We start from the raw sequence: 25,081 nt of genomic DNA, 5'->3' as shown, positions 1-25,081 counted from the left end.
TGGCGAGGCGGTCATCGCGAGTCGCTGACCGGCGCCAGCAGGTGTTCGGCGATCGCGATGTCGCGCGCGAAAGTCACCTTGATGTTGCGCAGTTCGCCCGGGAAGGTCCGCACCTCGAGATCGGTGAACTCCTCGACGCACGACGACGTGTCGGTGCCCTCGAATCGGTGTGACTCCGCGGTGCGATACGCCTCGAGCAGCGGGGCGGCGCGGAACGCCTGCGGTGTCTGCACCCGAACGAGCGGTGCTTGTGCCGGTTCGGCCAGTTCGGTCGTCACGACGCTCGGCAACGGCAATGCCGGTAGGGCGCCGCCGAATTCACGGGCGACCGCCAGCGCGCGCACGAACATCTCCGCACCGGCCACCGGCCGGGCTGCGTCATGGATGAGGACGACGTCGATCGCCCCGGCTTCGATGTCGGCGGCGAGATGGCGCAGCGCGTTGAGTTCCGAGCCGTGCCGGCTCGCGCCACCCTCGACGAATTCGACTCGGGCCGTGGGCAGTTCGCGACCCACCATGTCGCGGGCCAACTCCAGCTCGCCGTGCCGGTACACCATCACGATGCGCGCGACGTCGGCCACGCGGGTCAGGGTCTCCAGCGACCAGACCGCCATCGGCCGACCCGCCACCGGCAGGTAGGCCTTGTTTCCGTCGGCGCCCACCCGGGTCCCGAGCCCCGCGGCCAGCACCACGGCGACGGCATAGGGCTCCCCGACGGTCATCCTCGTATCTTGGCACTGCGATGTTCGCGCCCGGATGACCCCGGGCACTGTCGGCCGACGTAGCAGGGAAAGGACGGGTACGGATGAGCGACACCGCGCACGGACCGGCGGCCACGCAGCACCCGGTGCGCCGGATGTCTGGTCGCGACCCCCACGAAGCGCACCGCGTGGCCACTCCGCTGGAACTGCTGTTCGACCTGACGTTCGTGATCGCCTTCGGTATCGCGGCCAACGAATTCGCGCACATGCTCGCCGCGAACCATGTCGGTTCCGGGTTGCTCGGTTTCGCGTTCGCGACCTTCGCGGTGTGCTGGGCGTGGATCAACTTCAGCTGGTTCGCCTCCGCCTACGACACCGACGACTGGGTCTACCGGTTGATGACCATGGTGCAGATGGTCGGGGTGATCGTGATGGCGCTCGGTTTCCCGCCGATGTTCGCCTCGATCGAGCACGGCGCGCACGTCGACAACCGCGTCATGGTCGCCGGCTACGTCGTGATGCGTATTGCTTTGGTGGGGCAGTGGTTACGCGCCGCCGTCCAGGACCCTCAGCACCGCTCCGCATGCCTCACTTACGTCGCCGCGGTCACCACCGCACAGGGGCTGTGGATCGTCAGCATCTTCCTCGACACGTCGGTTGCGGTGACTATCGCGGTGGTCGCCGTGCTGATCGGGATCGAGACGATGGGCCCGATCCTCGCCGAGACCCGCCGGGGCGGAACACCGTGGCACGCGCACCACATCGCCGAACGCTATGGGTTGCTGACGATCATCGCGCTGGGCGAGGGCGTGGTCGGCACCGTCGCCTCGCTGACCGCGGTCCTGAACTCACAGGGCTGGACGTTCGACGCCGCATTCGTCGTGGTCGCCGGTATCGGCCTGACGTTCGGCATGTGGTGGACGTATTTCCTGCTGCCGCAGGCCGAACTGCTGCACGCGCGGCGCGACCGGTCGTTCTGGTTCGGATACCTGCCGATCGTGACGCTGGGCGCGATCGTCGCGACCGGCGCCGGATTGCACGCCGCCGCCTACTACATCGACCACCATTCCGAACTGTCCTCCGTCGGAACCGTGCTCGCGGTCGCGGTGCCGGTCGGGGTCTACGTCGTGTCGGTGTATCTGCTGCACGCTCTGATGGTGCGTCGAGTGGCGGCTTGGCATGTGCTGCTGATCGGGCTCACCGCCGCCGTGCTCGGCTTGGCGGTGTGGCTTGCTGCCACGGGAGTCTCTATGGCGAACTGCCTGTTGGTCGTCACGCTGGCGCCGATCGTGACGGTTGTCGGCCACGAGGTCGTGGGCGCAGGCCGTCGACTCGGGGAGCCGTTTTAGCACCTCACGGCCCGGGTACGCCGTTGGGTATGCCCAAGACAACCAAGAGCGGCAGTGCCCGCAAGAGCGAACTGCCGAGCACACTGCAGCGGTCGGACGCCAAGGCTCAACGGACGTTCGCCAAGGCGCACGATGCCGCGGCCAAGGAATACGGCGAGGGTGAGCGGGCGCACCGCGTCGCCTACAGCGCACTCAAGCACAGTTACGAGAAGGTCGGGGACCACTGGGAACCGAAGGCGAAGAAGGGGCCGTCCGATCAGCGGGCGCGCAGCGGGGGGCCCAACGCCAAAGGCGAGACCGCCGAAGGCGTGAACGCCAACGCGTCGAAGAAGCACCTCATGGAAGTTGCTCGGCGGCTGGACGTTTCGGGCCGGTCGACCATGAACAAGGACGAATTGGTCTCGGCGATCAAGAAGGCCAACCGCCGCGCGACCGCGCGCAGTCGCTAGTTGCGTTCGGCCGGGTAGGGGTCGAGCCCTTCCAGCAGCATCCTTTCCTGCTCGACGGCCATCAGTCGGCGGGTCTTGCGCCGGGTGATGAGGATGCCGATGACCGCCAGGGCCCAGATCGCGTACTGGACGGTCCATGCCGCCCGGAACGAATCAAACGAGAAGTCGCCTGCGGCGTCGAGGATGACGCCCATCGCCTGCATGACCATGAGTGAGGCGATGAATCCGCCCATGTTGACCAGGCCGGAAGCCGTGCCCAGGGTGGCGCTCGGGTTGAAGGTGCGGGCGAAGTCGAAGCCGACCATCGAGCCGGGACCGCCCACGGAGATGACGATTATCAGCACCACCAGCAGCCACAACGGCGCCGGACCGGGCAATGCCAACACCACCGTCCACACCAACGCGTTGCTGGCGATGATCGCCAGGACGAGCCGCGAGCGCCGATGCGGTCGCCGGCCGGTGAAGATCCCGATCAGCACGCCCGCCGAGATCGCGGCCACCACCGACACCGTCAACATCGTTCCCGCCAAGCCGGCCGTGAGGCCTTGCGCGTTGGTCAGGTAGGGCACACCCCACATCAACGCGAACGCAGTCACCGAGAACTGGGTGCCCATGTGGGTGAAGAACCCGAGCCGGGTGCCCGGTCGCAGCCACACCGTCTTGACACTGCTCAGCGTCTCGCGCAAGGAGACGGTTTCATCCGGGACCGCGTTTCCGTGCGGTGTGTTCTTCACCAGCGCCGCCGTCAGCACAATCGACAACAGGCCAAGGGCCGCCACCGACGTGTATGCCGTCGTCCATCCGTCGGCGTTGAGGATGGCGAAGAACGGTACGGCCGAAAGCACTTGGCCCAATTGGCCGCAGATCCCGGTCAACTGCGTGACGAGTGGGACTCGTCGAGGTGTGAACCAGTGTGGGACCAGCCGAAGCACGGAGATGAACGTCACCGCGTCACCCATGCCCAGCACCGCGCGCGCCGCGATCGCGGTGGGCAGCGACTCGGTGAACGCGAGCGCGAGTTGGCCGGACGACATCAGCGCCGCACCGGCGAGGATCAGCGTCTTGGAGCCGAAGCGGTCCAGCAGCAGGCCCGCGGGCACCTGCGCGCCGGCGTAGACGATGACCTGGAGCACAACGAACGTCGACAGCATGCTGGGACTGGCATTGAAGCGGTCTGCCGCATCGAGGCCTGAGACGCCCAGCGTGGTGCGGTCTAGTACCGCGACGATGTAAGCGAACAGTCCGGTGGCCCAGACGATCCAGGGACGCACACCGGACCTTTCCCGCTGGAGATGGGTGATTTCGACGTTTCCATGGTCGCGTACGTCGGGCCGCAGAGGCGAATCGGCAGTCGGTGAGTTCGCTCACCGACATTCGCGAGCCGCGGTGAGAAGTTGGCTGAGAGCGACGGCCGACGGCAAACGCTACCTAGCGGAAATCAATATTGACGCAGATAAAAACAATTTGTCAGATTGCTAGCATACTTCTTTCAAAAGTATGAACACTTCGCTCGCGCTGCCGGAACGCGGTTAAAGTGAGCCCATGAACCGTCGTCGCGGTCCAGTGCGCTCATGCGCCTCGAACACCACAGAGGCCTGAGGCATTGGCTGAGTACCGTGTCGACGAACTGGCGCTGATCTCCGGGGTCAGCGCCCGCAACATCCGCGCCTACCGCGAGCGCGGGCTGCTCGACCCGCCCCGGCGTGTCGGCCGCTCGGCGCTCTACGACGACTACCACCTGTCCCAGCTGCGCACCATCAACCAGTTGCACCGGCGCGGGTTCAGCTCAGCCCATATCGCCGAGTTCTTCGCCAGCTTGCGCAAAGGCGCGGACCTGGCCGACATCCTCGGCATTCAGCGGGCCGTGCTGGGGTCCAGAACCGAAGGCGACGAGGACAACGCGCTCACCAACGGCAAGCCGGCGGAAGCCCTCGGCATCGGCGCCGACACCGACGAGGCGCGCCGGCTGATCGAGTACGGCTTTGCGCATGTGGTGGAAGGAGCCGTGGTGTTGACCGACCCCGCGATGCGGCAGGTCGTGGCGCGCTCGCCGAATCAGGTTGCTTACGTCCGTGCACTGCTGCACATCTTCGAGGAGACCCGCGAGGCGATCGACGCCCTGGCGGGCGGGTTCGTGCAGGTGCTCAACGATTGTGTGACGGGCCGCCTGGGTGAGGAGAGAACCGCGCAGCCCGGCGAAGCGGGTGAACTCAGCCAGGTGATGCGCGACTATCGCGAACTGTGGGCCAGCGTGGTCTCGAATCGTCTGGACGAGGCGTTGCGACTCCACATGGCTGCCGCCGACTCCGGTTGACTGGCGGCGCGTTAGCTCGGCAACGCGGTGCCCCGCCGATATTCCTGGTGCTGCTGTGACAAGTGGCATTGGACGGGGCAGTGGGGCAACTGTCGTATTCTGTGGCTCGTGTCAATTTCGCGGCGCACGGTCCTCAAGGGCGCAGTGGCGGTCCCGGCCGCGTTCGTCGCCGGTGCGGGCCTGCAAGCCGCGCTCGCCCCGCCTGCGTCGGGCGCCCCGATGGGAGTACTGCTCGACTACGCGGCCGGTGTGCTCAAGGCCAGCGACATCCGCGCCGCGGGCGCGATCGGGGCGATCCGCTACGTTTCGGACCGGCGGCCGGGCGGCGCCTGGATGCTCGGCAAGCCGATTCAACTGGCCGAGGCGCGCGACCTGTACCAGAACGGCCTGAAGATCGTGTCGTGCTATCAGTACGGCAAGCAGGACACCGCCGATTGGCTCGGCGGCCAGAACGCCGGGGTGGCCCACGCCAAACGAGGCTTGGAGCTGCATCAGGCCGCAGGCGGGTCGAACGGCGCCCCGATCTACGCGTCGATCGACGACAACCCGTCGTTCGACCAGTACAAGCAGCAGGTCGCACCCTGTCTGCGCGGCTGGGAAGCGGTGCTCGGCAAGCAGCGAGTCGGCGTCTACGCCAACTCGAAGACGATCGAGTGGGCGATCCAGGACGGCATCGGCGCCTACTTCTGGCAGCACAACTGGGGATCTCCGGGCAGAGTCGCCCATCCTGCCGCGCATCTGCATCAGGTCGAGATCGACGGGCGTTCGGTCGGCGGCGTGGGCGTGGACATCAACCACATCTTGAAGCCACGGTTCGGGCAGTGGGACTAAACCTTACCGATCAGTAAGTCGGCCAGCAAACTTGTTTCGGTGGCCGAGCGGCCAGAGAAGACAAAAAGCGGCCGAATGTCTCTTCGCGGTGAGGTGATGTCGCTGGTACGGCGCGCAGGAAATTTTCAGATTACGATTTGATAACAATACTGCCTTGATCAGCGCACTTCTTCCTACTCGACCGTAACCACTCGCATGCAGGACGTTTGTCCCGAAAGGCTTCGGGCGGTGTCGAACTGCGTGTTATCGCGCGAGCGGTTACCCGAGCGTAGAACTCGTCAGTAACCATTTCAGGGGCCATGAGGCGCCCCGCTCTTATGACACTCTTAGTACGGCTGGAGTGCGCGGAAGCGGTGCGCGAGGCGCTGCCTGACCGCCCGCCGGACCAGCCGCGATTCGACGCCGAATCGCGTGGCGCCGCGGCAGGGGGCGGAAGCCAGCAGAGCTTTCAGACGACAGCCGGCGACGAGCATGACGCGGGACAGAGGGAGAAGACGAGACGTGACGATCAACGAGCAGCACCGGGTGACCACCGACCGCGGCGCAGACGCCGCCCACGCCGGAACTCAGGCGCTCGTCGATCGGCTCAACGCGGGTGAGCCCTACGCGGTCGCCTTCGGCGGCCAGGGCGGCTCCTGGTTGGAGAACCTCGAGGAACTGGTCAGCTCGGCCGGCATCGAGTCGGAACTCAGCGAGGTGGTCGGGGAGGCCGCGCTCCTGCTCGAGCCTGTCGCGCGCGAGCTGGTGGTGGTGCGGCCCATCGGCTTCGAACCGTTGCACTGGGTGCGGGCACTGGCCGCCGACGAGCCGCTGCCCGCGACCAAACAGCTCATCACCGCGGCGATCTCCGGGCCGGGCATCCTCCTCGCCCAGATGGCCGCGATCCGCGCCGCCATCCGCCAGGGGCTCGACCTCTACGGCGCGCCGCCGGTCGCCATGGCGGGGCATTCCCAAGGCGTCATCGCCTGCGAGTCCTTGCGTGCCCGCGGCGCTCGGGACGCCGAGCTGCTGGCGCTGCTACAGCTGATCGGCGCGGCCGGCTCGCTCTTCTCGCGGCGGCGCGGCATGGTCGGCCGAGGTGACAAGTCGCCGATGGTCTCGGTGACCAACGTCGATCCCGACCGCATCGCCGAACTGCTCGAGGAGTTCTCCCAAGACGTGCGCACCGTGTTGCCGCCGGTGCTTTCGATCCGCAACGGCAGGCGCTCGGTCGTCATCACCGGCACCCCCGAGCAACTGGGCCGGTTCGAGCTGTACTGCGCCAAGATCACCGAGAAGGAAGAAGCCGAGCGCAAGAACAAGCTCCGCGGTGGTGCCGTCTTCAGCCCCGTCTTCCACGGGGTGCAGGTCGAGGTCGGGTTCCACACGCCGCGGCTGGCCGATGGTGTCGAGGTCGTCGACGGCTGGGCAGCCAGGTGCGGCATCGACGCTGATCTGGCTCACGAGATGACCGAGGCGATCTTCGTGCGCCCGATCGACTGGGTGGCCGAGGTGGAGCGGCTGCACGAGGCGGGCGCGAAGTGGATCGTCGACCTCGGCCCGAGCGACACCGTGACGCGGTTGACCGCCCCCATCATCCGCGGGCTGGGCGTGGGCATCGTGCCCGCCGCGACGCGGGTCGGACAACGCAATCTGTTCACCGTCGGCGCCGAACCCGAAGTGCCGCCGGCCTGGTCGAGCTACGCGCCGACCACCGTGCAGCTGCCCGACGGCTCGGTGAAGCTGTCGACGAAGTTCACCCGGCTCACCGGTCGCTCGCCGATTCTGCTCGCGGGGATGACGCCGACGACCGTCGACGCCAAGATCGTCGCGGCCGCCGCCAACGCCGGTCACTGGGCCGAACTCGCCGGCGGTGGCCAGGTCACCGAAGAAATTTTCACCGACCGCATCGAGGAGTTGACCGCGCTGCTCGAGCCGGGCCGTGCCGTGCAGTTCAACTCGCTGTTCCTCGACCCGTATCTGTGGAAGCTGCAGCTCGGTGGGAAGCGGCTGGTGCAGCGGGCCCGCCAGGCCGGCGCGCCGATCGACGGTGTGGTCGTCTCCGCCGGCATCCCCGAACTCGAGGAAGCCGTCGAGCTGATCGACGAACTCAACACCGTCGGAATCAGCAATGTGGTCTTCAAGCCCGGCACGGTCGACCAGATCAAGTCGGTGATCAAGATCGCCGCGGAGGTGCCCGGCAAGGACGTCATCGTGCACATCGAGGGGGGCCGCGCGGGTGGGCACCACTCGTGGGAGGACCTCGACGACCTGCTGCTGAGCACCTACGGGGAGCTGCGCAAGCTGCCGAACATCACGGTCTGCGTCGGCGGCGGGATCGGCACCCCCGAGCGGGCGGCCGAATACCTGTCTGGGCGCTGGGCCACGGCGTACGGATTCCCAGCGATGCCGGTGGACGGCATCCTCGTCGGCACCGCGGCGATGGCGACCTTGGAGGCCACCACCTCGCCGGCCGTCAAGCAGATGCTCGTCGAGACGACCGGAACCGATCACTGGATCAGCGCCGGAAAAGCGCAGGGCGGCATGGCTTCCAGCCGGAGCCAGCTCGGTGCGGACATCCACGAGATCGACAACGCCGCATCGCGCTGCGGCCGGCTGCTCGACGAGGTGGCCGGCGACGGCGAGGCCGTAGCGGCCCGGCGTGACGAGATCGTCACCGCGATGGCGGCGACCTGCAAGCCGTACTTCGGTGACATCGGCGATATGACCTACCGCCAGTGGCTGCAGCGCTACGTCGAGCTGGCCATCGGCGACGACGACAGCACCGCCGACACCAAGCTGCCCGGCACGCCATGGCTGGCCGACACCTGGCGCGACCGGTTCGCCGAGATGCTGCACCGCGCCGAGGCCCGGCTGCACCCGCAGGACGCCGGCCCGATCGCGACGGTGTTCACCGACTCCGCGGTGTTCGACGAGCCCGACCGGGCGATCGCCACGCTCGCGGCGCACTATCCGGAGTCCGAGACGCTGCGGCTGCACCCGGCCGACGTGCCGTGGTTCGTCACGCTGTGCAAGACCCCTGGCAAGCCGGTGAACTTCGTCCCGGTCATCGACAAGGACGTGCGGCGGTGGTGGCGCAGCGACTCGCTGTGGCAGGCCCACGACGCCCGCTACGCCGCCGACGAGGTGTGCATCATCCCCGGCACTCAAGCGGTCGCGGGGATCACCCGCGTCGACGAGCCCGTCGGAGAACTGCTCGACCGGTTCGAGCAGGCCGCGATCGACGATGCGCTGGCGATCGACGGCGAACCCGTGCCCGTGGTGTCGCGGCGCCAGGCCCGCGCCGACGTCACCGGCCCGCTGGCGGTGGTGCTCGACTCGCCCGACGTGTTGTGGGCGGGCCGCGTCGCGATCAACCCGGTCCACCGCATCGGCGCCCCGAACGAGTGGCAGGTCAACGACGTGCCCGGAAGACCAAGCGCCACACACCCTTCCACCGGTTCCCGGCTCGAGCTCAGCGGGGATCGCGTGACGCTGAGCGTCCCGCTGTCCGATATCTGGGTCAACATCCCGTTCACGTTGCCGTCCTGCACGGTCGACGGCGGCATGCCCGTCGTCACGGTCACGGACGCATCGGCCGCGATGCGTGCCGTGCTGGCGATCGCTGCCGGATTCGACAAGCCGGGTGCGCTGCCCGCAGTGCGCGACAACGTCTCGAGCGTGACGGTCCAATGGGATCCAGAACGGGTGGCCGACCATACCGGCGTCACCGCCACGTTCGGTGCCCCGCTGGCGCCGGGCCTCACGCTGGTGCCCGACGCGCTCGTCGGCCACTGCTGGCCGGCAGTCTTCGCGGTGATCGGTGCCGCGGTCACCGAGGACGGCTTCCCCGTCGTCGAGGGTCTGCTGAGCCTGGTGCATCTCGACCATGCCGCACACCTGCTCGCTGAGATGCCGAAGACCCGCGCCGAATTGACCGTCACCGCAACGGCTTCGGCGGCCAGCGATACCGAATACGGTCGCGTGGTGCCGGTGTCGGTGCAGATCCGCGACAGCGAGGGCGCCCTGCTGGCCACGCTCGAGGAGCGCTTCGCGATCCGCGGGCGCACCGGTGCGGCCGAGCTCGTCGACCCGCCGCGGGCCGGCGGTGCGATCACCGACAACGCGACCGACACCCCGCGGCGCCGTCGCCGCGACGTGACCGTCACCGCGCCGACGGACATGAGCGCCTTCGCCGTCGTCTCCGGTGATCACAATCCGATCCACACCGACCGCGCCGCTGCTCTGTTGGCCGGGCTCAAATCGCCCATCGTGCACGGCATGTGGTTGTCGGCGGCCGCGCAGCACGTCGTCGCCGCCACCGACGGCAAGCCCGCGCCGGCGGCCCGCGTCGTCGGCTGGACGTCGCGGTTCCTCGGCATGGTGCTGCCCGGCGACGAGGTCGACTTCCGCGTCGACCGCGTCGGAATCGACCGTGGCGCAGAGATCGTCGAGATCGGCGCGAAGGTCGGCGGCGAGCTTGTCATGTCGGCGACCGCGCAGCTCGCGGCGCCCAAGACCGTCTACGCCTTCCCGGGCCAGGGCATCCAGCACAAGGGAATGGGCATGGAGGTGCGCGCACGCTCGAAGGCCGCGCGCAAGGTGTGGGACACCGCCGACAAATTCACCCGCGACACCCTGGGCTTCTCCGTGCTGCACGTGGTGCGCGACAACCCGACGAGTTTGATCGCCAGTGGCGTGCACTACCACCACCCCGACGGTGTGCTGTTCCTGACGCAGTTCACCCAGGTCGCGATGGCGACGGTGGCGGCCGCGCAGGTCGCCGAGATGCGTGAGCAGGGCGCGTTCGTCGAAGGCGCGATCGCCTGCGGCCACTCCGTCGGTGAGTACACCGCGCTCGCGTGTGTCAGCGGCGTCTACGAGTTGGAGGCGCTGCTGGAAGTGGTGTTCCACCGCGGCAGCAAGATGCACGACATCGTGCCGCGCGACCACCTCGGTCGGTCGAACTACCGGCTGGCCGCGATCCGCCCGTCGCAGATCGATCTCGACGACGCCGACGTCAAGGACTTCGTCGCGAATATTGCGGCGAATACTGGCGAGTTCTTAGAGATCGTGAACTTCAACCTGCGCGGCTCGCAGTATGCGATCGCCGGCACCGTGCGCGGTCTGGAAGCGCTCGAGGAAGAGGTCGAGCGGCGTCGCGAGATCACCGGCGGCAAGCGGTCCTTCATCCTGGTGCCAGGCATCGACGTGCCGTTCCACTCTTCTGTGTTGCGGGTGGGTGTGGCCGACTTCCGCCGGTCATTGGAGCGCGTGATGCCGCGCGATCAGGACCCCGCACTGATCATCGGCAAGTACATACCGAATCTGGTGCCGCGGCCGTTCACCCTCGACCGTGACTTCGTCCAGGAGATCCGCGACCTGGTGCCGGCCGAGCCGCTCGACGAGATCCTCGCCGACTACGACACCTGGCGTAACGAGAAGCCGGCCGAACTGTGCCGCAAGATCGTGATCGAGTTGCTGGCATGGCAATTCGCCAGCCCGGTGCGCTGGATCGAAACACAGGATCTGCTGTTCATCGAGGAAGCCGCAGGCGGTCTGGGCATCGAGCGCTTCGTCGAGATCGGCGTGAAGTCCGCGCCGACCGTTGCGGGACTGGCGGCCAATACGCTCAAGCTGCCCGAATATTCGCACAGCACAACGGAAGTACTGAACTCCGAGCGGGACGCGGCCGTGCTGTTCGCCACGGACACCGACCCGGAGCCCGAGCTCGACGAACTGCCGGTGTCCGCCGCGGCGCCCGTCGAGTCCGCCGCCGCGCCTGCGCCGGCCGCGCCCACCGCACCCGCCAGCGCGCCTAGCCCGTCTGTCGCGCCCCCAGGTGGTCCCCGCCCCGATGACATCGCCTTCGACGCCGCCGACGCCACGATGGCGCTGATCGCGCTGTCGGCGAAGATGCGCATCGACCAGATCGAGCCGCTGGACTCCATCGAGTCGATCACCGACGGCGCGTCGTCGCGACGCAACCAGCTGCTGGTCGACCTCGGGTCGGAACTCAACCTCGGCGCGATCGACGGCGCGGCCGAAGCGGATCTGGCCGGGCTCAAGGGCCAGGTCACCAAGCTGGCCAGGACCTACAAGCCGTTCGGCCCGGTGCTCTCCGACGCGGTCAACGACCAGTTGCGCACCGTGTTCGGGCCGTCGGGCAAGCGGCCCGCCTACATCGCCGAACGAGTGACCAAGACGTGGGAGCTCGGCGCTGGGTGGGCCAAGCACGTCACCGTCGAGGTGGCGCTGGGCACCCGCGAAGGGTCCAGCGTTCGCGGCGGCGATCTGGGCGGCCTGCACGACGGCGCACTGGCCGACGCCGCGACCGTCGACAAGGTCATCGACGGCGCGGTCGCCGCGGTGGCGGGCAGGCGCGGCGTCGCAGTGTCCCTGCCCTCCGCAGCCGGCGGTGGTGGCGGCGTGGTGGACTCCGCTGCGCTCTCCGAATTCGCCGAGCAGGTCACCGGCCGCGACGGTGTGCTGGCTTCGGTGGCCCGCACGATCCTGGGTCAGCTGGGGCTCGACACGGTCACCCCTGTCCCCGAGGCCACCGACGCCGAGCTCATCGACCTGGTCACGGCCGAACTGGGTTCGGACTGGCCGCGTTTGGTGGCTCCGGTGTTCGACGGCCGCAAGGCGGTGCTGTTCGACGACCGCTGGGCCAGTGCCCGCGAGGATCTGGCCCGGCTGTGGCTGTACGACGAGGGCGAGATCGACAAGGACTGGCAACGGCTCTCGGCACGCTTCGAGGGCGCCGGTCACGTCGTCGGCACGCAGGCCACCTGGTGGCAGGGCAAGGCCCTGGCCGCCGGCCGCAACATCCACGCCTCGCTGTACGGGCGCGCCGCAGCAGGCGCGGAGAACCCGGGCACCGGCCGCTACAGCGACGAGGTCGCCGTGGTGACCGGCGCGTCGAAGGGTTCGATCGCCGCGTCGGTGGTGGCGCAGCTGCTCGACGGCGGTGCGACGGTCATCGCGACGACGTCCAGGCTCGACGACGACCGGTTGGCGTTCTACCGCAACCTCTACCGCGACAGCGCCCGCTGGGACGCCAAGCTGTGGGTCGTCCCGGCGAACATGGCGTCCTACACCGACATCGACGCGCTGGTGCAGTGGGTCGGCACAGAGCAGACCGAAACCCTTGGGCCGCAGTCGATCCACCTCAAGGACGCCCAGACGCCGACGCTGCTGTTCCCGTTCGCGGCGCCGCGCGTCGCGGGCGACCTGTCCGAGTCCGGGTCGCGCGCCGAGATGGAGATGAAGGTACTGCTGTGGGCCGTGCAGCGGCTCATCGGCGGCCTCTCGCACATCGGCGCCGAACGCGACATCGCCGCGCGCCTGCACGTCGTCCTGCCGGGCTCGCCGAACCGCGGCATGTTCGGCGGTGACGGCGCGTACGGCGAGGCGAAGTCCGCGCTGGACGCACTGGTGACGCGGTGGAAGGCCGAATCGTCGTGGGCGCAACGGGTTTCGTTGGCGCACGCGTTGATCGGCTGGACCAAGGGCACGGGCCTGATGGGGCACAACGACGCAATCGTCGGGGCGGTCGAAGAGGCCGGTGTGCGCACGTTCTCGACCGACGAGATGGCGGCCATGCTGCTCGGGCTGTGCGACATCGAGTCCAAGGTGGCCGCCGCCCACGAGCCGTTGCAGGCCGACTTCACCGGCGGGCTGGCTGACGTCGACATCGACATGGCGGAGCTTGCCGCCAAGGCTCGCGACGAGATGGTGAGCGAGAGCCGGCCCGAGGAGGCCGACGTCGAGGGCGCCGTGCGCGCGCTGCCGTCGCCGCCGCGGGGCTTCAAGTCCGCGCCGCCGCCGGAATGGGCCGATCTCGACATCGACCCGGCCGACATGGTGGTCATCGTCGGCGGCGCCGAGCTGGGGCCGTACGGCTCGTCGCGCACGCGGTTCGAGATGGAGGTCGAAAACGAGCTGTCGGCGGCCGGTGTGCTGGAGCTGGCGTGGACAACCGGCCTGGTGAAGTGGGAAGACGACCCCACCCCGGGTTGGTACGACACCCAGACCGGCGAGCTGGTCGACGAAGGCGAGCTGGTCGAGCGTTACCACGATGCCGTGGTCGAGCGCGTGGGCATCCGTGAGTTCGTCGGTGACGGCGCGATCGACGCGGATCACACTGCGCCGCTGCTGGTTTCGGTGTTCCTCGACAAGGACTTCACGTTCGTGGTGTCCAACGAGGAGGAAGCCAGGGCGTTCGTCCGGGCGGATCCGGAGCACACGGTCATCGCACCCGTTCCGGACAGCGGCGACTGGCAGGTCACCCGCAAGGCCGGCACCGAGATCCGGGTGCCACGCAAGACGAAGCTGTCCCGCACGGTCGGCGCGCAGATCCCCACCGGGTTCGACCCGATGGTGTACGGCGTCACCCAGGAGATGATGAATTCCATTGACCGGCTGGCCATGTGGAATCTCGTCACCACCGTCGACGCGTTCCTGTCGGCCGGCTTCACGCCGACCGAACTGATGCGCTGGGTGCATCCCAGCCTGGTGGCCAACACTCAGGGCACCGGCATGGGTGGCATGACGTCGATGCAGACCATGTACCACGGCAACCTGTTGGGCCGGAACAAGCCGAACGACATCCTGCAGGAAGTGCTGCCGAACGTGTACGCCGGCCATGTCGTGCAGTCCTACATCGGCAGCTACGGCGCGATGATCCATCCGGTCGGCGCGTGTGCGACCGCCGCGATCTCCGTCGAGGAGGGCGTCGACAAGATCAGACTGGGCAAGGCCGAGTTCGTGGTCGCGGGCGGTTACGACGACCTGACACTCGAGGCCATCATCGGATTCGGTGACATGGCCGCGACCGCGGACACCGAGATGATGCGGGCCAAGGGCATCAGCGACTCGAAGTTCTCGCGCGCCAACGACCGTCGCCGGCTCGGGTTCGTCGAGGGCCAGGGCGGCGGGACGATCCTGCTGGCCCGCGGCGATCTGGCGCTCAAGATGGGGCTGCCCGTCCAAGCCGTCGTCGCCTACGTGTCGTCCTTCGGCGACGGTGTGCACACGTCGATTCCGGCCCCCGGTCTCGGCGCGTTGGCCGCGGGCCGCGGTGGTCGCGAGTCGCAGCTGGCGCGCTCGCTTGCCGAGCTTGGCGTCGGGCCAGACGACATCGCGGTGGTGTCCAAGCACGACACCTCCACGTTGGCCAACGATCCCAACGAGACCGAGCTGCACGAGCGGCTCGCCGACTCGCTGGGCCGGTCGGAGGGCGCGCCGTTGTTCGTGGTGTCGCAGAAGAGCCTGACCGGTCACTCGAAGGGCGGCGCGGCGGCGTTCCAGATGCTGGGTCTGTGCCAGATCCTGCGCGACGGCGTCATCCCGCCGAACCGCAGCCTGGACTGCGTCGACGACGAGCTGGCCGGCGCCGCTCATCTGGTCTGGCTGCGAGACACCCTGCACTTCGGCGAGAAGTTCCCGTTGAAGGCGGGGCTGATCACCAGCCTCGGGTTCGGCCACGTGTCGGGTCTGATCGCGCTGGTGCATCCGCAGGCGTTCCTCGCGGCGCTGAGCCCGGAGCAACGCGCCGAGTACAAGGACCGCGCGGACGCCCGCGTGCTGGCCGGTCAGCATCGACTCGCGTCGGCGATCGCCGGCGGCAAGCCGCTGTACGAGCGGCCTGCCGACCGCCGGTTCGGCCACGACGGTTCGGAGAAGCGGCAGGAAGCCGACATGCTCCTCGACCCGGCGTCGCGACTCGGGGATGACGACGTGTACGTGCCTGCGCAAGCCTGAGATCAGCTTGAGATAGCGTTTCGGCCGTGGCGATAGTCGGGGTGGGGATCGATCTGGTCTCCATACCCGAGTTCGCCGAGCAGGTCGATCAGCCGGGCACCGTGTTCGCCGAGACGTTCACTCCCGGTGAGCGGCGCGACGCCGCCGACAAGAGTTCGTCGGCTGCGCGACACCTGGCCGCACGGTGGGCGGCGAAGGAGGCCGTGATCAAGGCCTGGTCGGGTTCGCGGTTCGCCAAGCGTCCGGTGCTGCCTGAGGCGATCCACCGCGACATCGAGGTCATCACCGACATGTGGGGCAGGCCGAAGGTGCGGTTGTCCGGCGCGATCGCCGAGCATCTGCGCGATGTGACAATCCATTTGTCGTTGACGCACGAGGCCGACACCGCCGCCGCGGTCGCGATCCTCGAAGAGCGTTAGATTCCCGCCCTTGCCCTTGTGCGCCCTTCTTGTCGCGCGAGCGTGCGTGTCTGTCCACGACACGCCGCGCAATATCGTCAGTATGTGCACGCTCGCGGCACGTCGACCGCGGTTATGACCCGCTAACCTCGGCGTCATGAGTGATCTGGTGCAGCGCGTGCACGACGTCCTGCCCGGGGTGCGGCGTGATCTGGAAGCTCTGGTGCGCATCGAGTCGGTGTGGGCTGACCCGGCGCGGCGCGGTGAAGTCCGGCGCAGCGCCGCCGCAGTGGCAAAGCTGTTGACAGAGGCGGGTTTCGGAGACGTGCAGATCGTCAGCGAAGGCGGGGCGCCGGCTGTCATCGCCCGCCACCCGGCACCGCCCGGTGCGCCCACGGTGCTGCTGTATGCCCACCACGACGTGCAACCGGAAGGCGACCCGGCGCAGTGGCACTCGCCACCGTTCGAGCCGACCGAACGCGACGGCCGACTCTACGGCCGCGGCACGGCCGACGACAAGGCCGGTATCGCAACGCATTTGGCGGCTTTCCGGGCACACGACGGCAACCCTCCGGTCGGCGTCACCGTCTTCGTCGAGGGGGAGGAGGAATCGGGCTCCCCGTCGCTGTCGCGATTGTTGGCCGCGCATCACCAGACTCTGGCTTCGGATGTGATCGTCATTGCCGACTCGGACAACTGGAGCACCGAGGTGCCGTCGCTGACGGTCTCGCTGCGCGGGCTGGCCGACTGCGTCGTGGAGGTGGCCACGCTGGATCACGGACTGCACTCCGGACTGTGGGGCGGGGTTGTGCCCGACGCGCTGAGCGTTCTGGTACGCCTGTTGGCCAGCCTGCACGACGACGACGGCAATGTCGCGGTGGAGGGCCTGCACGAGGCCACTGCTGCGGACGTCGACTATCCCGCGGAGCGTGTTCGACGAGAGACCGGACTGCTGGCCGGAGTCTCCGAGATCGGTTCGGGCTCAGTGCCGCAACGGTTGTGGGCCAAGCCGGCGATCACCGTCGTCGGTATCGACACCACGCCGGTGGACAAGTCGTCGAACACCTTGATCCCGCGGGCGAGAGCCAAGGTGAGCATGCGCGTCGCACCCGGCGGCGACGCCGCTGAGCACCTGGCCGCGTTGACACGGCACCTCGAACAGCACGTGCCGTGGGGTGCGCAGGTGACTGTCACGCCGGGCGATCTCGGGCAGCCGTATGCGATCGCCGCCAGCGGCCCGGTGTACGAGGCCGCGCGCGCCGCGTTCCGTGAGGCGTGGGGTGCCGAACCGGTCGACACCGGGATCGGCGGTTCGATTCCCTTCATCGCCGAGTTCGCCGCGGCGTTTCCGTCGGCGAAGATTCTGGTGACCGGCGTGGAAGACCCTGCGACACAGGCACATAGCGTCAACGAGAGCCTGCACCTCGGGGTGCTGGAGCGCGCCGCCGTCGCCGAGGCTCTGCTGCTGGCGAACCTCGGGTCAGACGGACAGGTCGCGCCGTAGCTTGGCGACGTGTCCGGTCGCGCGGACGTTGTACTGCGCCTCGGCGATCTTGCCTTTCTCGTCGACGACGAACGTCGACCTGATGACTCCCTGAACGGTTTTGCCGTACATGGTCTTCTCGCCGAACGCGCCCCACGCGGTGAGCACCTCGCGATCAGGGTCCGACAACAACGGGAACGTCAACCCCTCCTTGTCCCGGAACTTGGCGAGCTTCTCGGGCTTGTCCGGTGAGATACCGATGACGTCGAGCCCCGCGTTGTTGAGTTCACCGAGGTTGTCGCGGAAGTCGCAGGCCTGTTTGGTGCAGCCCGGGGTCGACGCGGCCGGGTAGAAGTACACGATGACCTTGCGGCCCTTGTAGTCCGAGAGCTTCACGGTGTTGCCGTCGGCGTCGGGCAGGCTGAACGCAGGGGCTTTGTCACCGACCTCGAGTCGAGGAGTCTGTGGCACGCGCGGGCATCCCTTCTGTCGACCGGTGCGCTGCAGCGAGCGCGGGCTGCTCTAGGGTAGATCGGCGGGCTCCATCTGGGAGCGGCGACTTGGACGGCTTGGAGGCGCACGTGGCGGACCGTGATCCCGAGACCATCAAGCGGGATATCGATCAGGCTCGGGAGCAGCTGGCGACGACGGTGGACACGCTCGCCGAGCGCGCCAACCCCAGCCGGCTGGCCGAGGACGCGAAGGCCGCGACGCTGAGGTTCGTCACAAAACCCGTGGTGGCGGCATCGATTGCCGCAGTGGGAGTGCTGACGCTGGTGCTCGTGGTGCGCCGAATCCGGCAGCACTGAACCGGACGACTCAGCGGCGGCGCGCTGAGCGGAACCAGTCGACGAACGAGAAACCCGGGGGATTGGCGACCCTTCCGAGCCGACTGCAGGTGTGTACCGCGATCGGGCCCTGCCCAGTTACCTCATGAGGCGTGTTCGCGCCCGCTGCTCCGGTTCCGAATGAACCGCCCAACTGGGACATCAGCTAAGTCCCCGTGCCCTTCCGATCGCTTGCCGCCTCCAGGCGTGTTGCCGTTCAGCTAACCGAACTGTAACAGAAGGCGGCGTCTTCCCGCAGCTTGAACGTCAGAAATCCGTCTCAGAGGGTCATTCCGCAACCAGACTTCTTCGGCTCCATAACGAAACTTACGCTGATCACAGCACACCTTCTGCCAGCCGGGTGGCCAGCAGGGGCGAGAACTCGTCCGGAAATCGTCGGCAACGCCGCATCAGTGGCCCCAGAAGCAGAACGCGACCGTGACGATTGCCACGGTCGCGAAGAAGGAGTGCGCCGTCAGGGTTTCGAACCCCGGACCCGCTGATTAAGAGTCAGCTGCTCTACCAACTGAGCTAACGGCGCGCGGGTGCGACAATAACAGGCCCTGCGGCGCAGGACGAAATCCGCGCCTGCCCCGAGCGCCCGCCCACGTCGCTCGGACGCGCCGTGTCCGATATTGCCCTTAGACTGTTGCCAAGAAATGTCGTTCCCGGTTGCGAGGTGGAGTTAGCAATGTGGCGAGTCCGTGAAGTGGCCCGTCCGCGTCGACGCGCATGGTTGGCCCTTGCGCTGGTTCCCGCCATGGCGCTCGGGTTGTCCTCGTGCGGCGGCAACTCCACACCTGCGCAGCCGCAGGTGATCAACGAAAAAGGCACTCCTTTCGGGGATCTGCTGATTCCCAAGCTCACCGCATCGGTGACTGATGGCGCCGTCGGCGTGAGCGTCGACGCCCCGGTGACCGTGAGCGCCGGCGACGGCGTCCTCGGCGCGGTCAGCATGGTCAACGAGGCCGGCAAGAGCGTCGCCGGCGCCTTGAGCCCCGACGGCCTGACCTGGTCCACCACCGAGCCTCTCGGTTACAACAAGCGCTACACGCTCACCGCGGAATCGCTCGGGCTCGGCGGTGCCACGACGAGGCGGATGTCCTTCGAGACCCATTCACCGGAAAGCCTGACGATGCCGTACGTCTTGCCCAACGAGGGCGAGGTCGTCGGTGTCGGGCAGCCGGTCGCGATCCAGTTCGACGAGAACATCCCGAACAGGTTGGCCGCGCAGAAGGCGATCAAAATCAAGACAGATCCGCCCGTGGAGGGCGCGTTCTACTGGCTGAACAACCGCGAGGTGCGGTGGCGGCCGGCGAAGTACTGGAAGCCCGGCACGAAAGTCGACGTGGTGGTGGATGCCTATGGCGTCGACCTGGGAGATGGCCTGTTCGGGCAGGACAACGTCAAGACCAGCTTCACCATCGGCGACGAGGTCATCACTACCGTCGACGACAACACCAAGACGCTGACCGTCAAGCGCAACGGTGAGGTGATCAAGACCATGCCGGTCTCGATGGGCAAAGACAGCACGCCCACCAACAACGGGACCTACATCGTCGGCGACCGTCGTCCGCACATCATCATGGATTCGTCGACGTATGGCGTTCCGGTCAACTCGCCCAACGGATATCGCACCGAGGTGGACTGGGCCACGCAGATCTCATACAGCGGCATCTACGTGCACGCCGCGCCGTGGTCGGTGGGCAGCCAGGGCTACAGCAACACCAGCCACGGGTGCATCAACGTCAGCAACAGCAACGGGAAATGGTTCCACGACAACTCGAAGCGCGGAGACGTCGTCGAGATCGTCAACACGGTCGGGTCGAAGTTGCCGGGCACCGATGGCCTCGGTGACTGGAACATACCGTGGGACCAGTGGAAGACGGGTAACGCCGGGGTCTGACGCGGCTTGCGCGCTCGTCGCCGAAACGGTTGAACCGTCGGCGCGAATGCGCATCTCAACGCGTCCGGGAGCTATAGCCTTCCGGCATGATGCGCGTAGCCGTCGTGGGGGGTGGCGCTGCAGGCGTGCTCGCCGCGATCCATCTCCGCCGGCGCAGACCCGATGCGCAGATCACGTTGCTCGACGCGTCCGGTCGACCCGGCACCGGTGCGGCGTATGGCACCACCGATCCGACCCACTTGTTGAACGTTCCCGCGCAGCGCATGTCTGCCTGGCCGGACGACCCCGGTCACTTCTGTCGGTGGCTCGATGAACGCGCCGTCACGGCGGTGGACTGCTTTGCGCCGCGGCTGGCGTACGGCCGCTACCTGCAAGAGCAGCTCGCGGGCGCCGACGTGCGGCTCGAGACCGCCGAGGTCGTCGAGCTGGTACCCGGTGCCCCCGCTCGTCTGGCGTTGAACGACGGCCGTTCGTTGTCGGCTGACGCCGTCGTGCTCGCGTGCGGTCGGCCCGAAGGCGGCATGCCCGATTCGCTGGAGCGAGCCTTCGCTCCCGTGCTGGCCGAAAGCACCGACGGCAAGGTTGTCGTCGACCCGTGGGCGCCGGGCGCGCTCGCCGCTCTCGGTGCGCGTCGGCCCGCGAAAGTATTGGTCATCGGTTCCGGGCTCACGGGCATCGACGTCGCGCTGCATCTCATTGCGCGCGGGGCCACGGTGACGCTGCTGTCCCGGCACGGCGCGCTTCCGCGTCGATTCCGCAACACGGGCGCGCCGACAGAGTTGCCGAGCCTCGACGCGCTCCCCGCCGAGGTCTCGCTCGACGAACTGCGCACCGCGCTCGCTGCGGATCTCGACCGCGCGCGCCGGAACGGTTCGGACTGGCGACAGGTGATCGATGCGCTTCGGCCGCGCACGGCCCGACTGTGGCGCTCGTTGGGCTGGGAGGACCAGCGCCGGTTCCTCCGAGAAGACTTGCGCCAGTGGGAGATTCTGCGCCACCGCATGCCGCCGTCGATCGCCGATGCGATCAATGCCGCGATCGACTGTGGTCGATTGGTCGTCGACGCCGGTGAGGTCGCCGATGTGTCGCTGCGCGGCAACGGCGTTGAACTTGTTGTGACAGCGCGCGACCGGTCCGTGCGTCGGTTCGGCGACGCAGTGGTCGTCGCCACCGGCGCCGCGTGGGACCGGCGGTCCCTGCGACGCTCCGCGCTCTGGGCGAATCTTCTCGCCGCAGACGTTGCATCGCCGCACCCGTGCGGCATAGGTGTGCGACTCGACGCAGCCGGTCACCTCATCGACGGCGCCGGCTGCACGGTCCCGGACATCGTGTGCATCGGCTCGATCCGCCAGGGCGAATTGTGGGAGACCACTGCGATTCCCGAAATCTGTGCCCAAGCGGTTGCGGTCGCCGAACTGCTCGCAGACGACACACGCGAGCGTCCGATGCGGGCGCCGCGTCTTATCGCGACCGCGCCGGAATCGACTGGCGCGCAAGCCTCTTACGCGGAAGGGGTGCGTCGCCTGCTCGCCGTCCAAGACGGTGCGTCGGTCGCCTTCGCCGCCGCGGTCGCGGAGGACCCGCACCACGCACGCGCGCACGTCGCGCTGGCGATGATCGCCACGGAACGCCCGGACCGCGCCGGCGGCCCCGACGCGGTCGGCGGCCATCTCGCAGCAGCACGTGCGGCGCTCGCACATGGCAGCGACGAAGACCGCAGTCACGTCGAGGCGATTGCGACGTGGTGCGAGAAGGGAAACGCGACGGGCACCGACGCGCTGATCGACCACCTCGACCGCGTGCCCGACGATCCACTCGCACTGCTGGTGCTCGCGCCGTCGATCGCCTTCGCCGGCGCCGGGGACGCGTTGCCGGACGCTTGGCAGTACGTCGAGCGGTTCACCGGCGTGCACGGCGAGGCGCCGTGGTATCTCGGCTTGCGCGCTTACGGCAGAACAGAGCAGGGTCTCTGGTACGACGCCGCCGACCTGGCGGACGCCGCACTCGAACTCGATCCGGGCAACGGCAACGCCGCGCATGCGTTGTCGCACGTGCACTACGAGACCGATGCGCACGGGGCCGGACTCAAATGGCTGACGGAGTGGATCTCGAGCGGCGGCAGCACCCAGCGCTATCCCGCGCACTTCCAGTGGCACGCCGCGCTGCACGAACTCGCAATGGGCGACGCGCCCGCCGCGGCGCGTCGGTACGCCGCGTTCCTCGCCCCGCCCAAGTCCAAAGATGTGCGATGCCTGGTCGACGCCGGTTCGCTCGCCTGGCGCGCGCGCCTGCATCCGGACTGGGTTACTCCACCTGACCCGATGGCGGTGATCGCGGAGGTCGGCTCGCTCGCGTATGCACCGCAAACGCCGTTCATCGCGTTCCATGCCCTACTCGTGCTGGCCGCTGCGAACGATCCGGCCGCGATCCGGGCGATCAAGGTGCCCGGCGCGACCGACGCCCAGTCAGCCACGTTGCGTCTCATCGGCGAAGGTCTGATCGCCTTGACGGACGGTGAACCGCGCGCCGCGCTGGACTTCCTGCTCGAATCGCTTCCCGGGCTTCCGTCGATCGGCGGCAGCCGGGTGCAACAGGAAGTGGTCCTCGAAACGGCGTTGGCGGCGATGCTGCAACTCGGTGCGCCGGGTCAGGCAGCGCGGCTGCTGTCGCGGCACCGCGCTGCGCCCGCGCCGCAGGTGACGCGCGGCGCGGTGAACTGAGCGCTGCAACGAGAAAGCGCCCCGCCCGCATGTTCGCGGGTGGGGCGCTTCCTTACATCTACATCGGGGTGGCTGACGGGACTCGAACCCGCGACAGCCAGGATCACAACCTGGTGCTCTACCAACTGAACTACAGCCACCATTGCCGCGGTGCGGCGACGTCGATACTAGCTGGTCGGATGCTCGGCGGCCGAATCGATATCCCGCGGGCTTCCGTCGGGGGTGCCCAACTCCCCGGCGACGGCCGCGATATCGCTGGTCGAGGGACCGGGCGCGGGTACGAACGCGGTGCGACGATAGTACTGCAGTTCGCGGATCGACTCGTGGATGTCGGCCAGGGCCCGGTGCGCGAGGCCTTTCTCGGGTTGGCCGAAGTAGATCCGCGGATACCAGCGCCTGCACAACTCCTTGATCGAGCTGACGTCGATCATCCGGTAATGCAGGTAGTCGTCGAGCTTGGGCATGTCGCGGGCGATGAAGCCCCGGTCGGTGGCGATCGAGTTGCCGGCCAGCGGAGCCGTCTTGGCCTGTTTGACGTGGCTGCGGATGTAGTCGAGCACCAGTGACTCGGCCTCCGGCACGGTGACGGTCGACGCCCGCACCTCTTCGACGAGGCCCGACCGGGTGTGCATGTCGGTGACCACGGGGATCATCGACGACAGCGCCTCGTCGTCTGCGTGGATGACGACGTCGATGCCGTCGCCGAGGACGTTGAGGTCGGCGTCTGTGACCAGCACCGCGATCTCGATGAGAAGGTCGGACTTGAGGTCGAGGCCCGTCATCTCGCAGTCGATCCACACCAGTTCGTCGCGCACGACGCTCACAGTAAGCCTTACGGCGTCGCGGGGCCCGCTGCACCCGCCCGTAGGCGTTAGGGTGCCAGCCATGACCAGTGAGCCGACCGCCACCCCCGCCCAGGAGATCGCCGCAGGTTACGCCGCCGGCGGCGCCGCCCTGGAGCTCGGCGGTGTCGTCGTCGACGGCGTCTGCGATTCCGCCGCCAAGGTGCGCATCCCGCTGGCCACCGTCAACCGGCACGGGCTGATCGCGGGCGCGACCGGCACGGGCAAGACCAAGACGCTGCAGGTGCTGGCCGAACAGCTCTCAGCTGCGGGCGTGCCGTGCGTGATGGCCGACGTGAAGGGCGACCTGTCAGGACTGTCTCGTCCCGGCGAGGCTGGTGACAGCGTCGCGGCGCGCGCCAAGGACACCGGCGACGACTGGGCGCCGACGGCTTACCCGGTCGAGTTCCTGTCGCTCGGAACAACGGGAATCGGTGTGCCGGTGCGCGCGACGATCTCCAGTTTCGGGCCCATCCTGCTGTCGAAGGTGCTCGGGCTGAACGCGACGCAGGAGTCCACGCTGGGGCTGATCTTTCACTGGGCGGACCAGCAGGGACTGTCGCTGCTCGATCTCAAGGATCTGCGTGCAGTCATCCAGTACCTCACCAGCGACGAGGGCAAGCCCGAACTCAAAGCGCTCGGCGCCGTGTCCGCCACGACGGCTGGTGTGATTCTGCGAGCCCTGGTGAACCTGGAAGCCGAGGGCGGAGACACATTCTTCGGGGAACCCGAGCTGGAGCCCGAGGACCTGTTGCGGGTCGACGACCAGGGCCGCGGCATCCTCACGCTGCTCGAGCTCGGCAGTCAGGGCGCCAGGCCGGCGATGTTCTCCACATTCTTGATGTGGGTGCTCGCCGACCTGTTCTCGACGCTGCCCGAAGTCGGTGACCTCGACAAGCCGAAGCTGGTTTTCTTCTTCGACGAAGCCCACCTCCTGTTCTCCGATGCGTCCAAGGCGTTCCTCGAACAGGTGGAGCAGACGGTGAAGCTGATCCGGTCGAAAGGTGTGGGCGTGTTCTTCTGCACGCAGCTGCCGACCGATGTGCCCAACGACGTGCTGTCCCAACTGGGTGCGCGAATTCAGCACGCGCTGCGCGCGTTCACACCAGACGACGAGAAGGCGTTGACGAAGACCGTGCGCACGTATCCGAAAACCGATGTCTACGAGCTGAAGTCGGCGCTGACGTCGCTCGGCATCGGCGAGGCCATCGTCACTGTGCTCTCGGAACGGGGAGCGCCGACGCCGGTGGCGTGGACGCGGATGCGCGCCCCTCGGTCGCTGATGGACACCATCGGACCCGATGCGATCACCGCGGCGGCGAAAGCCAGTCCGCTACATCCGGAATACGGGCAGACCATCGACCGGGAGTCCGCCTATGAGCGGCTCAATGCGAAACTCGCGCCTCCTGAACCGGCTGACGACGAGCTACCGCCGCCGCTGCCACCGGACGTCGGCGGGGCGACGGCCTCGGGCGAGGTGACGTCGCGCGACACCGCCGAACCCGGGATGTTCGAGA

General features: G+C 67.9%; 15 protein-coding genes and 2 tRNA genes. 11 read left to right on the top strand and 6 right to left on the bottom strand.

Annotated features, from left to right (window positions below):
• Positions 1–11: 11 nt before the first annotated feature.
• Entirely contained in the window at positions 12–722 is a 711-nt protein-coding gene (locus A5663_RS09275; RefSeq protein WP_068144836.1) for a 2-C-methyl-D-erythritol 4-phosphate cytidylyltransferase, read from the bottom strand.
• Positions 723–805: 83 nt separating this feature from the next.
• Here A5663_RS09275 and A5663_RS09270 point away from each other — a divergent pair, with 83 nt between their 5' ends.
• Both A5663_RS09270 and A5663_RS09265 read left to right on the top strand, forming a co-directional pair.
• Positions 806–2,050, top strand: coding sequence for a low temperature requirement protein A (locus tag A5663_RS09270; protein ID WP_068147120.1), 1,245 nt, complete (start codon positions 806–808; stop codon positions 2,048–2,050).
• A 29-nt stretch (positions 2,051–2,079) separates the two neighbouring features.
• Positions 2,080–2,499 carry a ChaB family protein gene (locus A5663_RS09265; RefSeq protein ID WP_068147116.1) on the top strand — a complete coding sequence of 140 codons (420 nt, stop codon included), beginning with the start codon at positions 2,080–2,082 and terminating at the stop codon, positions 2,497–2,499.
• On the opposite strand, the gene A5663_RS09260 is transcribed toward A5663_RS09265, so the two are convergent.
• Positions 2,496–3,770 carry a nitrate/nitrite transporter gene (locus tag A5663_RS09260; protein ID WP_068147113.1) on the bottom strand — a complete coding sequence of 425 codons (1,275 nt, stop codon included), beginning with the start codon at positions 3,768–3,770 and terminating at the stop codon, positions 2,496–2,498. The two genes, A5663_RS09265 and A5663_RS09260, sit on opposite strands and share 4 nt — an antisense overlap.
• A gap of 332 nt (positions 3,771–4,102) precedes the next feature.
• On the opposite strand from A5663_RS09260, the gene A5663_RS09255 reads away from it, so the two are divergent.
• The 5 genes from A5663_RS09255 (at position 4,103) to A5663_RS09235 (ending at position 17,290) form a co-directional block, all read left to right on the top strand.
• Positions 4,103–4,813 carry a MerR family transcriptional regulator gene (locus tag A5663_RS09255; protein WP_068147110.1) on the top strand — a complete coding sequence of 237 codons (711 nt, stop codon included), beginning with the start codon at positions 4,103–4,105 and terminating at the stop codon, positions 4,811–4,813.
• 108 nt (positions 4,814–4,921) lie between these two features.
• Complete coding sequence (locus A5663_RS09250) at positions 4,922–5,644, top strand: DUF1906 domain-containing protein (RefSeq protein ID WP_197503350.1); 723 nt, start codon at positions 4,922–4,924, stop codon at positions 5,642–5,644.
• 501 nt (positions 5,645–6,145) lie between these two features.
• On the top strand, positions 6,146–15,388 hold the full coding sequence (locus tag A5663_RS09245; RefSeq protein ID WP_068147107.1) for a type I polyketide synthase: 9,243 nt from the start codon (positions 6,146–6,148) through the stop codon (positions 15,386–15,388).
• 26 nt (positions 15,389–15,414) lie between these two features.
• Entirely contained in the window at positions 15,415–15,807 is a 393-nt protein-coding gene (locus A5663_RS09240) for a holo-ACP synthase (protein ID WP_068147104.1), read from the top strand.
• A 136-nt stretch (positions 15,808–15,943) separates the two neighbouring features.
• Positions 15,944–17,290 carry a dipeptidase gene (locus A5663_RS09235; RefSeq protein WP_068147100.1) on the top strand — a complete coding sequence of 449 codons (1,347 nt, stop codon included), beginning with the start codon at positions 15,944–15,946 and terminating at the stop codon, positions 17,288–17,290.
• Here A5663_RS09235 and bcp read toward each other — a convergent pair.
• Entirely contained in the window at positions 17,267–17,740 is a 474-nt protein-coding gene (gene bcp, locus A5663_RS09230; protein ID WP_068147097.1) for a thioredoxin-dependent thiol peroxidase, read from the bottom strand. The two genes, A5663_RS09235 and bcp, sit on opposite strands and share 24 nt — an antisense overlap.
• A 110-nt stretch (positions 17,741–17,850) precedes the next feature.
• Here bcp and A5663_RS09225 point away from each other — a divergent pair, with 110 nt between their 5' ends.
• On the top strand, positions 17,851–18,078 hold the full coding sequence (locus A5663_RS09225; RefSeq protein WP_068147126.1) for a DUF3618 domain-containing protein: 228 nt from the start codon (positions 17,851–17,853) through the stop codon (positions 18,076–18,078).
• A 486-nt stretch (positions 18,079–18,564) separates the two neighbouring features.
• Here A5663_RS09225 and A5663_RS09220 read toward each other — a convergent pair.
• Positions 18,565–18,637, bottom strand: a tRNA-Lys gene (locus tag A5663_RS09220).
• A gap of 150 nt (positions 18,638–18,787) precedes the next feature.
• Here A5663_RS09220 and A5663_RS09215 point away from each other — a divergent pair.
• Together A5663_RS09215 and A5663_RS09210 are read left to right on the top strand one after the other, a co-directional pair.
• Positions 18,788–20,002 carry an Ig-like domain-containing protein gene (locus A5663_RS09215; RefSeq protein ID WP_068147093.1) on the top strand — a complete coding sequence of 405 codons (1,215 nt, stop codon included), beginning with the start codon at positions 18,788–18,790 and terminating at the stop codon, positions 20,000–20,002.
• A gap of 86 nt (positions 20,003–20,088) precedes the next feature.
• A complete protein-coding gene (locus A5663_RS09210; RefSeq protein ID WP_082974006.1) occupies positions 20,089–22,722 on the top strand; it encodes an FAD/NAD(P)-binding protein in 2,634 nt (877 codons plus the stop codon).
• Positions 22,723–22,789: 67 nt separating this feature from the next.
• Here A5663_RS09210 and A5663_RS09205 read toward each other — a convergent pair.
• Both A5663_RS09205 and orn read right to left on the bottom strand, forming a co-directional pair.
• Positions 22,790–22,862, bottom strand: a tRNA-His gene (locus A5663_RS09205).
• A 27-nt stretch (positions 22,863–22,889) separates the two neighbouring features.
• Positions 22,890–23,537 (bottom strand): oligoribonuclease, encoded by a 648-nt coding sequence (gene orn / locus A5663_RS09200; RefSeq protein ID WP_068147123.1) that lies wholly within the window; start codon positions 23,535–23,537, stop codon positions 22,890–22,892.
• A gap of 70 nt (positions 23,538–23,607) precedes the next feature.
• Here orn and A5663_RS09195 point away from each other — a divergent pair.
• A partial coding sequence (locus A5663_RS09195; protein WP_156744399.1) for a helicase HerA-like domain-containing protein occupies positions 23,608–25,081 on the top strand: 1,474 nt, incomplete at its 3' end.

Origin of the sequence: Mycobacterium sp. E740 (genome assembly GCF_001672895.1) — a bacterium.
GTDB lineage: Bacteria > Actinomycetota > Actinomycetes > Mycobacteriales > Mycobacteriaceae > Mycobacterium.
The sequence above is the reverse complement of the archived record's forward strand: the minus strand, read 5'-3'. Positions and strand labels throughout refer to the sequence as shown.